The organism is Acinetobacter sp. P1332 (assembly GCF_044057475.1).
GTDB classification, from domain to species: domain Bacteria; phylum Pseudomonadota; class Gammaproteobacteria; order Pseudomonadales; family Moraxellaceae; genus Acinetobacter; species Acinetobacter johnsonii.
Window position 1 is genome coordinate 1,239,215 of sequence record NZ_CP171157.1, and the last position, 14,838, is coordinate 1,254,052.

Genomic DNA, 14,838 nt, shown 5'->3' on the forward strand with positions numbered 1-14,838 from the left:
TAGTCTTACCAGTAATACTTTAAAGATTGTGCCCAAGAGGTACTTGGATAGTCGCGTTTAATGTGGTCGAACCATTGTTTCCGGGTGGATTTTTCAACTTCTGCATCCTGACAGTCATTCATCCCGCTTGGTGAATAACACATGATTGAGCGATAAAGAGCATATGCTTTTAAATCTGGTACAGAACTGGATTTGATGATGTCTTTATACACTTGGCCACGGGTAAAAATTGCACCTTGGAAGCTAGCAGTTTCTTTTTCTAAAGTGGTGACATAGCTTATGTTATAACCTTGAGGCGAGCGCGCATATTAACCCAAACAAAGTCGGAGTTTTGAATCTTGAGGTGAATTTTCAAGTTTCTGAGTCAGACTGAATAAGTCAGGGCATTGAATCTGTGACGTAATTTGCGTTCCTGCCCAAATGAAATCACTAAGGGGCGGTTGATTTTTATAGTTTTGATATGTTTCTGAGTCATATTTATACTTTGCGGCATCTTGTGGTAGCAGTACAAAGGCTTGATTAAACAGTTTAAAGTTCTGATGTACCAATGACTTTTGCAAAGTTTTATATAAAGCTAAATTTTTTTGATCTGTACTTGATGCTTTGCTCTGTACAATTTGCATTAAGCTTTTTTCATTGGCTTGATTTTCAATAAAGCTTTTTTGCAATGAAGCTTGTTTGATTTTAGCATTTGAACCGATGAATAGGTTTGCACTTTGCTGCTGAGCATAATGTGGATACAGCATCAGCTCAAATAAGCCACGCTGTTCAATGGATTTTGATTGACTCAGCCAGCCTTCCCAATACTGCTGCGCATTTTGAGTTTGTCTCAGTTTTTCTAAAATACGCCCTTTTAACAATATTTGACTGAGTTGAAGGTAACTATTAATTGAATTAGAGGAATGTTCTGGCAAATATTTTAAAGCTTCAGTTGGTTTGTTCTGTACAAAGAATAAGTGATTGGCTTGTAGGTATTGGAACAGTTCTGGCTGACTCTTAAATAGTGTTTTTTGGTTGTTGAGTTCAGACCAACTTAAGACTTTATCTTCTGCCGATGTTACCTGACGCATTTGCATTAAACCTGAAATGGTCAGAAAGAAGGGATCTTTTAGATTTTTTGCATTGAATGAGCGGCTTTGAAAAACATGGCGATCCATTTCGAAGGCTAGATTATCGAGCTCTAAATTATAGTATTTGGAATCAGGATGATTGATTTGCCATGCGAGTTCGTTGGTCAGGAGTTCGGTATTTCCACTCAGCCAATAACAACGACGTAGTAAACCGCGTGCACTTGCAGCATATTTTCCCTCAGGAAAGCGTTTGAAGTAGGTAGTAATATGCTCATAGGTGTTTTTGAGTAAAGTCTGATCTACTTTATCTATTTTTAAGTCGCCATATTTACCTACACCCGACTGATAGCTTTCATTGAGGCTGCTACGAATCAACATATATTGTGATGTTTCTTTGATCCAAGGCTGATCAACCGTAGTTAATACTGAGTAAATTTTAGTAGCTATGGAAAAGTTACTATTATAAAAGGCAATGGTTGCATTTAAATAAGACGCATACTGACGTGCTTGTATAGACCAGTTCGGATTGACTTGGATGAGGGCAAGATCACGGTCGCAGGCCGAGATATTTTGTCTTTCTTGAATTAGTAAATCTTTTTCCGCTTTGCTGAGATTTTTGTCGGCTTTCACCTGCTGGGTAAATTGATCCGCACCATTGTCTAGGCTACTACAATGTTCTTGGTAAGGCGTCTTTTCATTGTTCGGTTTTAATCGGGCATTCGGTCGTTTATTGGTTACGCCTTCAAACAATGTTTTAGCCGCAAATGGTACGTTGCTATATTCAGTTTCCCAAAGCGGATTATTTGGCTGATTAAAATTCAATTTGGCCAAACCCATGTCGCTCAGAAGTAAGAGCATATTGGTTTGATTGTCATTGGCGGGTGTGAGTGCAGGCAAATTGTCACAGGCTGTATAGGCATTGGTTTGAATGTTGGTCGATGGGTAGCAAGAAACATCGAAACCAGAAAAACTGTGCGTGCTATAAGCAAGAGTGATAGGGAACAGACTAATAAAAATAGATTTTTTAAAAAATTGTGATGGCATTTTCATTGCAGAGCATGAGTTATTATTGTGTCTGCTATGGTAACAACTTAAAGACTAGACTTAAATATTGAATAAGTTGAAATAAAAAAGATAGAGAGAACTCTATCTTTTTTAAAACAGCGGCAAATGTGGAGCAGGTGAGACATAGCTAAAACTAAAACTAAAACTTAATGCAGTAATTAAAATCACTGAATATAAGAAATAGCGTTTTGCCCAAACCTGATCATTTTCAGCTTTAAAACCAATGATTGATAAATATACCCAATAAGCACAGAGTGCGTTAAAGGTGATAAGAAAAAACATATTGGTATAGCCAAAACAATACAAACCATTTAACACCGCAGCAAACAGCAAGACATAAATCAAGCTTTCAACTTTCGTGCGGAAAATTGAACGTGCTACAGGTAAAATTGGAATGCCTGCATTTTTATAGTCATCAAAGCGGTATACCGCAATTCCCCATGAATGAGGCATTTGCCAAAGTGCATATGCTAAGAAAAGCAACAATGCGGCAACATCAAATTCATTGGTCACAGCTGTATAGCCGATCACTGGTGGACTAGCACCAGAAATACTTCCAATCACGGTTTGGTGAATGGATGTGCGTTTGCTCCATAGACTATAAAAAATCACATAAACCACAAAACCAAGTACAGCAAAGCCAAAGGCATAAGCATTAACAAAGAACCAGAGTAGGGCGAAACCTAATATTCCAAGCGCAGCAGAAAATGCCAAAGCTACGGAAGGACTGATGGTTTTTTTAACTAATGCACGGTTCATCGTCCGTTCCATCTTTTGATCAATATCTTGATCAATGACGTTATTGACGACACAGCCAGAAGCAACAACCAGTGTTGTACCGAGTAGAGTGATGAGAAGAAGGAGGAAATCTACAGACCCCTGAGCGGCTAAAAAGAAGCCGCCCAGAGTGGTAACGAAGTTACCAAAGAGAATTCCTGGTTTAGTCAGGAATAAATACTTTTTCAACATGACGATCAGTTTAGATCATCATGTTGTAGTGTAAGTAGTTCATAATCCATACAGAGCCGACTAGAAGTACAGCAATACAAAGTACTGTATAGATAAATGCAATCACGTTCCAACGTTGCTCTGAAGATGAGTTCATGTGCAAGAAGTAAACTAATTGAACTAGAACCTGAGCAACCGCTGTAATTGCGATAACTGCCATAACAATACCGCGACCAAAACCACCAGCCATTACCATACCGAATGGAATTACGGTCAGGATAACTGAAAGGATAAAGCCGATCGTGTATTGCTTGGTGTTACCGTGTGAAGCACCAGCTGAGTTATGATCGTGACTCATTATAGAACTCCCATCAAGTAAACTACGCTGAATACACAGATCCAAACGATGTCAAGGAAGTGCCAGAACAAGCTTAGGCAAGCAAGACGACGAGTGTTTGGAAGAGTCAAACCATTTTTCTTGATCTGAATCATCAAAATGATCATCCATACCAAACCTGAAGTTACGTGAATACCGTGCGTACCTACTAAAGTAAAGAACGACGATAAAAACGCACTTACGCTTGGACCGTGGCCAGCATGAACTAAGTGATTAAACTCATATAGTTCCATGCCGATGAATGAAGCACCGAATAACCAAGTGATCGCTAACCAAGTTAAAACTTGGTTGACGTTCTTTTTGTATGCAGCAAGAACCGCAAAACCAAAAGTTACAGAAGAGATCAAGAGAGCGAAAGTTTCAGTTAAAACGAAACCTAAAGACTCACCGAATAATTCTTTTGCACTTGGTGTGCCCATAGGCACATGGCTACTTAAAACAGCGAATGCAATGAAGAGTGTACCGAATAGAATCAAGTCACTCATCAAATAAGTCCAAAAACCAAAGACGGTGATGTCAGTATCATCGTGGTGATGATGCTCATCGTGTCCGTGGTTTTCGTGATGAAGTACGTCAGCCATTGTCTTAGTCCTTCTTCAAATGTTTTTCAAGAATCGCGTAACGTTCATTTTCAATACGCTCAACTTCAGCAGCAGGAACATAGTAGTCCACTTTCTTCGTAAACGAAGATGCGATGAAGCTGATAATAGCAGCGATGAACATCACAACAACTAACCACCAGATATGCCAGATTAAACCAAAGCCCATAACAGTAATGAACATGGCAATCACAACACCAGCAGCACGATTCGTTGGCATATGAATGTCTTCGTATGAAGTAGGTTTCGCATACGCTACGCCATTCTCTTTGTCATTCCAGAACGTATCAATACCATTGATTGTTGGAAGGTGAGCAAAGTTGTAGAACGGAGCAGGAGACGAAGTCGCCCATTCAAGTGTACGACCATCCCATGGATCGCCTGTAAGGTCGAGGTTGTCGTTGCGTTGTAAGTAACCAACAACAATCTGCATAACGAAACATGCAATACCAATCGCGACTAACACAGAACCGAAGAATGCAATAGCAATGTACGGATCCCATTCAGGGTTGTCATATGTATTCAAACGACGAGTCATACCCATGAAACCAAGGATATAAAGTGGCATGAATGCAAAGTAGAAACCGAAGAACCAGAACCAGAACGCAGCTTTACCCCATGCTTCATTGAGCTTCCAACCAAACATTTTCGGCCAGTAGAAAATGATGCCGGCAAACATACCAAACACCACACCACCGATAATTACGTTATGGAAGTGAGCAATCAAGAACAATGAGTTGTGTACAAGGAAGTCCGCAGGTGGAACCGCCATTAATACACCAGTTAAACCGCCAATACCGAATGTTACAAGGAAGCCAAGCGTCCATAACATAGGAGTAGTGAAGGTGATACGACCCTTATACATTGTGAATAACCAAGAGAAGATTTTCACACCAGTAGGAATCGCAATAACCATGGTCATGATACCGAAGAACGCATTCACGTTCGCACCAGCACCCATGGTGAAGAAGTGGTGAAGCCATACTACGAACGCAAGTACTGTGATCGCAATTGTTGCATACACCATTGATTTGTAACCGAACAACGTTTTACGAGAGAACGTTGATACAACTTCAGAGTAAATACCAAATGCTGGTAATACTAAGATGTAAACTTCTGGGTGACCCCATGTCCAAATCAAGTTTACATACAACATTGGGCTACCACCCATGTCATTTGTAAAGAAGTGGAAACCGAAGTAACGGTCAAGCGTTAACATCGCAATTGTTGCTGTTAACACTGGGAATGACGCAATGATCAATACAGCTGTACACAAAGATGTCCAAGTAAAGATCGGCATGTCCATAAGTGACATACCAGGCGCGCGCATTTTAATGATGGTAACGAAGAAGTTAACACCCGTTAATAGCGTACCTAAACCTGAAATCTGAAGTGCCCAGATATAGTAATCCACCCCCACGCCTGGAGAGTATTCGATACCTGAAAGAGGAGGATAAGCCATCCAACCTGTTGCAGCGAATTCACCAATTGCAAGAGATGCCATCATTAAGCCTGCAGCACCAGCAAATAACCAGAAGCTTAGAGAGTTTAATAATGGGAAGGCAACATCACGTGCACCAATTTGAAGTGGTACAGAGATGTTCATTAAGCCAACAACTAGACCCATTGCTACGAAGAAGATCATGATTACACCGTGTGCGGTGAAGATCTGATCGTAGTGTTCTGGGTGTAAATAACCTTCACCGCCACCTTTTGCAAGGAACAGTTGAAGACGCATCATAATCGCATCGGCGAAACCACGCAAAAGCATGATGATCGATACGAAAAGATACATGATACCAATTTTTTTATGGTCGACTGATGTGAACCATTCGTTCCACAAGTAGCCCCATTTTTTAAAGTAGGTAATACCAGCAACAACTGCGATACCACCTAAGATCATCATTGCAACTGTGACCAGTACAATTGGATCGTGCGGAATAACGTCCGGACCTAACTTACCTAAGAAGCTCATGTCTTATTCCCCTACAACTGATGAAGCAGGTTCAACAGCGGCATGTGCTTCAGATGAAGCAGCCCCGTGAGCACCCGCAGTCGCTGAGTGATCAGCACCGTGATAGTTGCTCATATATTTGCTGATGACTGACTTAAACAAGCCTTCCTCTACAGAAGAGTAGTAAGTCACAGGGTGTGGCTTAGTTGGATAAGGCTTCATTGCCTCAGCAGCAGCCTTCTCTTCAGGAGTTTTTGCTTTTGAAATCAAAACTTCAATTTGGTGTTTACCACGGTTACCGTCACGTAAAGACTCAAATTCAGCTTGATCTAAAATTGTTTTTTGTACAGCTTTAGGATTAATGCTTGTACCGTTACCTGCTTTAACTGCAGCAACCCATTCAGCGAATTGAGCGTCAGTTACAGAGTGAGCACGGAAGCGCATTTGCGAGAAGCCGTAGCCTGAATAGTTCGAAGAGAAACCGCGGTAGCCTTCAGCTGGGCTAGTTCCATCTGCTAACAAATTCAAGTGCGTTTGCATACCTGCCATTGCATAAATTTGACCACCTAACGCAGGGATGAAGAACGAGTTCATCGTGAAGTTAGAGGTAATTTTAAGTGCAACTGGAGTTTTTTCAGGGAAACGAATTTCGTTAACCGTCGCAATGTTAAGATCAGGGTAAATGAAGATCCATTTAAACTGTTCTGCAATGACTTGAATATTTACAGGTGCTTTATCAGATTCGAGCGGGCGGTAAGGGTCATACTTGTGTGAACCCCACCAAGTTAACCAAGCCAGAATACCAATAATAATGACAGGAATACCCCAAACTACAATTTCAATTGCAGTAGAGTGTGCCCATGTAGGTTTATAGTCTGCATCTTTATTCGACGCGCGATATTTCCAACCAAACCATAATGCCATTACGACTGATGGAATAACCACCAATAGCATTAAATAGATCGCAGTCATCATTAAGTCAGATTGACCTTGTGCAACTGGACCTTTTGAGTTTAGAAGTACCATATCACCACCACACCCAGTTAAGAGCGCGGCGATCGCAGATAAAGACAATACAGCTAAAATCGTTTGTCTCATTTTACAACCTCGGTGAAGAGTCCCATTCCCTAATAAAATTGGGATAGCGATTAAAGTGTCGCATGGTTGAAAAGTTTCTTTTTAAGTCTAAAACACTTCTCAATCATAAGACACCGCTACGTTGTAGGGCATTATGCCTCATATCGACAAACTAAGCTATACGTAAAGGTGCTTTAAATAACTGTTATAAAAACCGATTTTTTCACTCGGAATTTTATAAATTATTTAGGGATTTATTTTGAATATCAATAAACTGCAGAAAACTGAGGTGAGCCAAACCTCAGCTTAAATATGCTCAAATTAGTGCTTAATGACCTTAGTTTTCGCCAGCTTATCGTGCAAAGTTTGACGCTTTGCAGTTAAACCAAAGACGTGATCGGCGATGGTAATAAACGGCATGAACAGCATATTGAGTACAATAAAGACAACACTGCGTAATGTGAATACACGTAAAAGGCTGACTTTTTCGTTGGTTTCAACGTCTACAATTTTAATTTTGGTGATTTTTTTACCAATACTTTGACCATTTTTTGCTAAGAAAAAGGCCTGTATACCGAGCATAATCAGCAGGTAAATGCCCATGGTGGTCCATGCTTCAGTTGGAATCAAACTGAACAGTTGTGCTTGCAGTTCACTGGCCTGTGTTGCTGTGGTGGCAGCTTGCATTTTTTGCTGAATTTCAGTGAGTTCACCAAATTTATCTGCTTGTAAAAAGAACGAGGGAATCGCAGCGGCAGGGAGCCAAAGAAGTAAATCAATGACTTTGGCTAAGACACGTGTGCCTATTGATGCCAGTTCAGGTTGAGCAACTTTCGCCGCTGTGTGGTTTGGCTGTGAAAATTGATTTGGCGTATGTATTGGCTCAGGAATAGGGGGCTGAGGTAGATAACCTACAGGTTCATACGCCAGTTTTCCTTGGGTGAGTTCACCTAAAGCTTTCCATTCAGGCATACCCTGATGCCAAACTAAATCCGTCAATAAAACTTGTTGGCTTGCGAGCATCTGATTCAATTGCTCTAAGGTATATGGACCGGCTTGTTGATTATTTCGTGCCAAGTAAATCTGCATATAAACTTAATCTCAAAATATAAATTGGGATATTAAAATAATAAATGTATTTGTTTTTAGATTAAAAACAAATAAAAAATCTATGATAAAACATGCGGATAGTCTAGAGAATTTCAAGCTAAAATTAACCAAAACTACACAAAATGCAGGACAGTGTAGCAAGGATTATGCTGCTTCTTCTAGCTTTATCGCAATGCGATCTCTTCTCAATCAAGATGTTGGTGCATGAATGCCAGACTTAGTCTAAGTTTTTGTATAAAAACGTTTGTTTCAATGCGAATGCGTTGAAAGAGTGGATATAAAAAAAGACCCTTGAAAGGGTCTTTTTTATCGGATCAAAAAGTTAAGCTTTTTGAACTTTCTCTTCAGCAAGGAAGAACCAAGTGTCTAATACTGAGTCAGGGTTAAGTGATACAGATTCGATACCTTGTTCCATCAGCCATTGCGCAAGATCTGGGTGATCTGATGGGCCTTGACCACAGATACCCACATATTTACCTGCTTTACGGCATGCATGAATTGCCATAGAAAGAAGCGCTTTTACTGCTGGATCACGCTCATCAAATAGGTGAGACACAATACCAGAGTCGCGGTCTAGACCAAGTGTTAACTGGGTTAAATCGTTCGAACCGATAGAGAAGCCATCAAAGTGTTCCAGGAACTGTTCAGCCAATAATGCGTTTGTTGGTAACTCACACATCATGATCACTTTCAGACCATTTTCACCACGTTTCAGGCCGTTTAACGCCAATAATTCAATTACACGTTTCGCTTCATGTACAGTACGTACGAAAGGAATCATGATTTGAATATTGGTTAAGCCCATTTCGTCACGTGCTTTTTTCAACGCGCGGCATTCTAATTCGAAGCAGTCACGGAAGTTGTCAGACACATAACGGCTTGCACCACGGAAGCCCAACATTGGGTTTTCTTCTTCAGGTTCGTATAACTTACCACCGATCAAGTTTGCGTATTCATTTGACTTAAAATCAGACATACGAACGATCACAGGTTTGTCTGCAAATGCTGCAGCAAGGGTAGAAATACCTTCAACCAGTTTTTCAACATAGAACTCGATTGGCGATGCATAACCCGCTGTACGTGCCATCACCGCAGCACGAGTTTCACGTGGCAAGCTGTCAATGTTCAACAATGCTTTAGGGTGGACACCGATCATACGGTTAATGATGAACTCAAGACGTGCAAGACCAATCCCTTCATTTGGAATTTGTGCAAAGTCAAATGCGCGGTCAGGGTTACCGACGTTCATCATAACTTTGAACGGAAGCTCTGGCATCGATTCGATAGAGTTGGTTTGAATCTCGAAATCTAAAGAGCCTTCGTAGATGAAACCTGTATCACCTTCTGCACATGAAACAGTCACTTCCTGACCGTCTACTAGAACTTCAGTTGCATTACCGCAACCAACGATTGCTGGAACACCCAATTCACGCGCAATAATCGCTGCGTGACAAGTACGACCACCACGGTTAGTGACAATTGCAGCGGCACGCTTCATTACTGGTTCCCAGTCTGGGTCAGTCATGTCAGATACAAGCACGTCACCATCTTGTACTTTGTCCATTTCTTTAATAGATGTAACAATACGGACTTTACCAGAACCGATACGTTGACCGATTGAACGACCTTCACAAATCACAGTACCTTTTTGTTTTAAAAGGTAGCGTTCCATGGTGCCGACATTTTCACGGCTCTTCACAGTTTCAGGGCGCGCTTGAACGATATAAATTTGACCGTCATCGCCATCTTTTGCCCACTCGATGTCCATTGGAGAACCATAATGGTTTTCAATGATCAGCGCTTGTTTTGCAAGTTCTTGTAGTTCGTGGTCGTTTAATGCGAATTGTTGACGCTCTTGTTTTTCAACATCAACCACAACAACTGATTTACCTGCAGATGCTTCTTCACCATAAATCATTTTTTGGTGTTTAGAACCCAGATTACGGCGGAGTACAGCGTGCTTGCCTGCATTTAAAAGAGGTTTAGAAAGGTAGAATTCGTCAGGGTTTACAGCACCTTGAACAACCATTTCACCCAAACCATAAGATGCAGTGATGAAGACTACGTCACGGAAACCTGATTCAGTGTCGAGTGTAAACATTACACCTGCTGCACCAGTTTCAGAGCGAACCATACGCTGAATACCAGCAGATAAAGCCACAACATCATGCGCAAAGTTTTGGTGTACGCGGTAAGAAATTGCACGGTCGTTATACAGTGATGCAAATACTTCTTTGATCGCGATCAATACGTTGTCGATACCGCGAATGTTTAAGAAGGTTTCTTGTTGCCCTGCAAAAGAAGCATCTGGTAAATCTTCTGCTGTCGCAGAAGAACGAACGGCAACCGCGATGTCTGGGTTGCCGTTTGAAAGCTCTGCAAATGCTTTACGAACTTCTTGTTCGAGTTCTGCCGTAAGTGGAGTATCTACAATCCATTGGCGAATTTTCGCGCCTGTTTCAGCAAGAGCATTTACATCATCAACATTGAGGACTTTTAACTCTGCATTGATTTTAGCGTTTAGGCCACTTTGCTCGAGAAATTCACGATATGCTTGAGCTGTAGTAGCAAAGCCACCTGGTACAGATACACCTGCATTTGATAGGTGGCTGATCATTTCACCTAAAGATGAGTTTTTCCCACCTACAAGTTCAACGTCGTGTTTCCCTAATTTTTCTAGACCAATTACGCGCGCTTCCAAAGTTGTTACTCCACTTTTGCAGTATTTAATCACTATCTTGGCATCAGATTATAACAAATCTACTTAGCTTTTTGATTTTACTAAGCGACAGTCATGTAAGATCGGTTTACTATAAAGATTATATAGCACTAAGACAAATTTTTGAGGAGAATTTTAATGTCAGGAAGTAAACAATTTAAGCGGAGCGTTTTTTTTGTATCTGATGGTACTGCAATTACCGCTGAAACCCTTGGGCACTCGCTATTGGCGCAGTTTCCAAATGTTGACTTTGACATTCATATTATTCCTTATATTAGCTCTGAAGAAGCTGCTACAAATGTGGTTGCTGAGATCAATTTAAGGGCACAACAAGACGGACAAAAGCCACTGGTTTTTGACACTTTAGTTGACCCGTACGTGCGTGACATTATTAATACTGCAAATGCTATAAATCTTGATGTATTTGAAGGGCTTATTAGTAAATTGTCTGAGGAGCTGGGAACACCGCCTACAACTTTAGTCGGACAGACCCATGCGGTGACCGATTCGGAGTCTTATAAAGCACGTATTGATGCGGTGCATTTTGCTTTAGATAACGATGACGGTGCACGTACACGCCACTATGACAAGGCCGATCTGATTCTGATTGGGGTGTCACGTTCGGGTAAAACACCGACGTCAATTTATTTGTCATTACAGTTTGGGATTCGTGTTGCAAACTATCCATTGACTGAAGAAGACTTGGATGACAACCGTTTACCTGCGGTACTTCGCGCGCATAAACAGAAGCTTTTTGGTTTGATGATTGATGCTGAACGTCTTGTTGCTATTCGCTCTGAACGTAAAGCCAATAGCCGTTATGCAAGCTTCAGCCAGTGCCAAATGGAGCTTCGTGCAATTGAAGGGATTTATATCTCTGAAGGGATTAAATACTTAAATGTCTCGGAAATGTCGATTGAAGAAATTTCAACTCGTGTACTCCAAATGACGGGTTTAAAACGTCGCATTGGTTGATATTGTCATTACATTATAAAGCGTCATATTGATGATGCTTTATAATGTTGATCAATATAAAAATACAGATTAGATCAAATGAAAATAATATCAAAATGCCTATTAGGTGTATTTTGTTTTGCTCATTTTAATATGGCTGTATATGCGCAAAATATATCAATTCAGCAGGCTGAGCAGGTGATTGATCAAAAATATGCAGCGCTAGATTTTTATGCAGTGAATCAACAGATCGAAAGTGATGTGGTTGATTTAATCCGTGAAAATGCAGAAAGTTATGCTTATTCTTTCCCCAAATTGACTGAGAATCTTAGACTAAAGATTAATGCCTCACCGGACCAACTGCTTAAATTCTATACCTTTGATGTAGGTGGTGGCGGTACCATGGGTGAATTTTCATCCTATGTGCAGATGAAATCGAGCAATTCCACTAAACTTCAGCCTTTAGAAACAGGCTATATTTTAAAGATTGATCAAGTGAAATGGGGTGCACAGCCGATTTATCTGATTCAAAGTTATTACAAAGGCGATAGTTGTCACGGTCTCTATCAAATTCAAGCCTTTAAAATGCATGCCCAAGCTTTGACAGCAACACCAGTTTTTCAGACCAAAAAACAGCAGTTAAGTTCAATTGAAGTAGATTATGACTGTCATTGTGACGAAGAGCAGCGCGGTTCATATATTCGTGTTTCAAAAGACTTAAACAAGCTTGATATCACTTTATTGGATCAAAACAGTCGACCGACTGGAAAGTACTTACGTTATCAGCGTTCAAATACAGGCTATCGGTATACAGGTGTGACGAAATAAACAACGGGTAAGTAGGGAAACTTACCCTATATGGTTAATGGCTATAGGTGGTAATGATCACATCGACGGGATATTCAGCTCCATCTAAACTTTGAATATCATGTTCTCGAATTTTGACGATCGGCCAAGTGATTAGCTTACAGTTGTCGCGCTGTAAGGCATGATAATAATGATCGGACTTAAAAAATTTAAGTTTATCGGCAGCGGAGTTAGGTTTGAGTTGGTGTCTAAGCCATGGGTCTTGAACTTGGGTTTCTAAGAAGCGTAAAGCCAGTAGGCATTTGATACGTGTGTTAAATAGGCGTCGGTTCTTAATAACCAGTGGATGTTGAATTAAGCGCTGAATTCCACGCTCTGTTTTTGGCAAGATAAATTGTGGCGCATTTTGAAAAACATAGACCGATTGAGCGACCTGACAAATCGATTCAAGGGCAGTTACTGTATGCTGGTTGGTACCAATAATTGCGACACGTTGTTCAGTAAAAGCATGTTGTTTAATTTCTGAAGCAGTAATCAATTGCCCTTTAAAATGCTGAAAATATTCGGGATGGTTTTGAAATAAACCAGATACGTTGTCAGTTGAATGCAAATTGACCATGCTTGATCCTTAATTGTTTTTTATCGTCTTTCCTTAATTTATTATTTTTAGTGCTTTTGCTCTAAAAAAGCAAAGTGATAAATTGTCTGAGCAGTCACGCTAACTTTAGTCTAGACATAGCAGCAGTTTTGCAGGGCTTTAAGGATTTTTTAAGTATCGGCTAAGATTTTGGTTATTCATTTATGCACGTCGCCTTATGGGTATGCATTAATACGCATAAGGCGATTCACTTCATTTGTACTTAGTTATTTTTGATCTGCATGAGACGTTCAAAGTTTTCTAAACGCTTGTCCGTGTCATAGATGTCACAGGTGAAAATAAATTCATCGACATCATATTCTAAAAGAAGCTGTTTTAAGCCTTCTTTCACCGTGCCATTGGAACCGATTTGGGCCATGGCATAAAAACTGTCTACTGACATTTTTTCCGCAGGTGACCATAGACCGTCCATACTGGCAATCGGTGCTTTTAACTTTAAACTTTGACCGCGCATGAGACCTAAAACACGTTGGTAGGCACTAGTCGCTAGATATTCAGCTTCAGCATCGGTTTCAGCAACGACCGTCGGGACACCCATAGATACATAAGGTTTCGATAAGTATTCGGAGGGTTCAAAGTTTTCACGATAGAGCTGAATCGCTTGTTTCAGCATACGCGGTGCAAAGTGTGATGCAAAAGAGTAGGGAAGACCGAGTTTTGCAGCCAGTTGTGCACTAAATAAACTTGAACCGAGTAGCCATACAGGCACATGTGTCCCTTGCCCTGGAGTTGCAATGATGCGCTGATTCGGCTCAGCGTCTTTAAAGTAATGCAGAATTTCTAAGACATCTTGTGGGAACTGATCTTCAGTTTCTTGACGGCCACGGCGAAGTGCTCGCATGGTCACTTGGTCTGTACCTGGTGCTCGACCTAAACCTAATTCGATCCGGTTTGGATAGAGTGTCGCAAGCGTACCGAATTGCTCCGCTACGATCAGCGGGGCATGGTTCGGGAGCATGATGCCGCCTGAACCCACTTTTAAGGTTGAGGTATTCGCGAGTAAATAGCCAAGTAGTACCGCAGTTGCAGAGCTGGCAATACCATCCATATTATGATGTTCTGCAAGCCAAAGACGGCTATAGCCTAAATGCTCAGCTTGTTGAGCCAATTTTAAGCTATGTTGTAGAGTGAGTTGTACAGTTTGATCTTCGCGGACAGGAGCTAATTCTAAAATAGAAAATTGAGTCTCGGACAACGTGCGCATTCTAGTTCTCAGTTTCGTTTCATATATCGAAATAATACGATATAACTGCTATTTTGTATATCGATTTTATTCGATATTGTAGTTGTTTTATATAAGGTGTTGATTTAAAAATGAAACTAAATATCTATTCAATATCGTTGAACCGCACTAGCCACATATGCATTTAAAACAAAAAAAGGGGATTACTGTATTTAGCATAACAATGTAGTATTTTTTTGAGTGTAGTTGTCAGATAAATAAAAAGCACCCGAAGGTGCTCTTTTATTTGAAAATGTT

At 40.6% G+C, this 14,838-nt stretch carries 11 protein-coding genes and 1 pseudogene; 2 read left to right on the top strand and 10 right to left on the bottom strand.

Features of this window, described 5'->3' with window-relative positions; genetic code table 11:
* Positions 1–5 precede the first annotated feature (5 nt).
* The 8 genes and pseudogenes from ACFN7Z_RS06000 to ppsA form a co-directional block, all read right to left on the bottom strand.
* Positions 6–2,120: pseudogene (locus ACFN7Z_RS06000) on the bottom strand (hypothetical protein).
* Positions 2,121–2,225: 105 nt separating this feature from the next.
* The gene (gene cyoE, locus ACFN7Z_RS06005) at positions 2,226–3,104 is read right to left on the bottom strand and encodes a heme o synthase (protein WP_004982036.1); all 879 of its coding nucleotides are present in this window, start codon (positions 3,102–3,104) and stop codon (positions 2,226–2,228) included.
* A 10-nt stretch (positions 3,105–3,114) separates the two neighbouring features.
* On the bottom strand, positions 3,115–3,444 hold the full coding sequence (locus tag ACFN7Z_RS06010) for a cytochrome o ubiquinol oxidase subunit IV (RefSeq protein WP_026056475.1): 330 nt from the start codon (positions 3,442–3,444) through the stop codon (positions 3,115–3,117).
* Positions 3,441–4,061 (bottom strand): cytochrome o ubiquinol oxidase subunit III, encoded by a 621-nt coding sequence (cyoC, locus tag ACFN7Z_RS06015; protein ID WP_004696446.1) that lies wholly within the window; start codon positions 4,059–4,061, stop codon positions 3,441–3,443. The genes ACFN7Z_RS06010 and cyoC overlap by 4 nt, the downstream gene beginning before the upstream one ends.
* Before the next feature lie 4 nt (positions 4,062–4,065).
* Complete coding sequence (cyoB, locus tag ACFN7Z_RS06020; RefSeq protein WP_004982033.1) at positions 4,066–6,054, bottom strand: cytochrome o ubiquinol oxidase subunit I; 1,989 nt, start codon at positions 6,052–6,054, stop codon at positions 4,066–4,068.
* Between the two features lie 3 nt (positions 6,055–6,057).
* A complete protein-coding gene (gene cyoA, locus ACFN7Z_RS06025) occupies positions 6,058–7,131 on the bottom strand; it encodes a ubiquinol oxidase subunit II (protein ID WP_004696450.1) in 1,074 nt (357 codons plus the stop codon).
* 300 nt (positions 7,132–7,431) lie between these two features.
* A complete protein-coding gene (locus ACFN7Z_RS06030; RefSeq protein ID WP_010327034.1) occupies positions 7,432–8,199 on the bottom strand; it encodes an RDD family protein in 768 nt (255 codons plus the stop codon).
* A gap of 343 nt (positions 8,200–8,542) precedes the next feature.
* Complete coding sequence (gene ppsA, locus ACFN7Z_RS06035; RefSeq protein ID WP_004982030.1) at positions 8,543–10,921, bottom strand: phosphoenolpyruvate synthase; 2,379 nt, start codon at positions 10,919–10,921, stop codon at positions 8,543–8,545.
* A 156-nt stretch (positions 10,922–11,077) separates the two neighbouring features.
* Here ppsA and ACFN7Z_RS06040 point away from each other — a divergent pair, with 156 nt between their 5' ends.
* Both ACFN7Z_RS06040 and ACFN7Z_RS06045 read left to right on the top strand, forming a co-directional pair.
* Entirely contained in the window at positions 11,078–11,914 is an 837-nt protein-coding gene (locus ACFN7Z_RS06040) for a pyruvate, water dikinase regulatory protein (RefSeq protein WP_005400687.1), read from the top strand.
* A gap of 132 nt (positions 11,915–12,046) precedes the next feature.
* A complete protein-coding gene (locus tag ACFN7Z_RS06045; RefSeq protein WP_010327033.1) occupies positions 12,047–12,721 on the top strand; it encodes a hypothetical protein in 675 nt (224 codons plus the stop codon).
* Between the two features lie 34 nt (positions 12,722–12,755).
* Here the strand turns inward: ACFN7Z_RS06045 and ACFN7Z_RS06050 are convergent, their stop codons facing one another.
* Positions 12,756–13,319, bottom strand: coding sequence for a hypothetical protein (locus tag ACFN7Z_RS06050; protein ID WP_010327032.1), 564 nt, complete (start codon positions 13,317–13,319; stop codon positions 12,756–12,758).
* A gap of 241 nt (positions 13,320–13,560) precedes the next feature.
* Positions 13,561–14,562: an LLM class flavin-dependent oxidoreductase gene (locus ACFN7Z_RS06055; RefSeq protein ID WP_010327031.1), complete on the bottom strand. Its 1,002-nt coding sequence runs from the start codon at positions 14,560–14,562 to the stop codon at positions 13,561–13,563.
* Positions 14,563–14,838: the final 276 nt, after the last annotated feature.

Coding starts and splice junctions, on each gene's coding strand:
- cyoB (WP_004982033.1), bottom strand. CDS start 6,054: ATGAGCTTCTTAGGTAAGTTAGGTCCGGACGTTATTCCGCACGATCCA.
- cyoC (WP_004696446.1), bottom strand. CDS start 4,061: ATGGCTGACGTACTTCATCACGAAAACCACGGACACGATGAGCATCAT.
- cyoE (WP_004982036.1), bottom strand. CDS start 3,104: ATGTTGAAAAAGTATTTATTCCTGACTAAACCAGGAATTCTCTTTGGT.
- cyoA (WP_004696450.1), bottom strand. CDS start 7,131: ATGAGACAAACGATTTTAGCTGTATTGTCTTTATCTGCGATCGCCGCG.
- ACFN7Z_RS06050 (WP_010327032.1), bottom strand. CDS start 13,319: ATGGTCAATTTGCATTCAACTGACAACGTATCTGGTTTATTTCAAAAC.
- ACFN7Z_RS06045 (WP_010327033.1), top strand. CDS start 12,047: ATGGCTGTATATGCGCAAAATATATCAATTCAGCAGGCTGAGCAGGTG.
- ACFN7Z_RS06055 (WP_010327031.1), bottom strand. CDS start 14,562: ATGCGCACGTTGTCCGAGACTCAATTTTCTATTTTAGAATTAGCTCCT.
- ACFN7Z_RS06040 (WP_005400687.1), top strand. CDS start 11,078: ATGTCAGGAAGTAAACAATTTAAGCGGAGCGTTTTTTTTGTATCTGAT.
- ACFN7Z_RS06030 (WP_010327034.1), bottom strand. CDS start 8,199: ATGCAGATTTACTTGGCACGAAATAATCAACAAGCCGGTCCATATACC.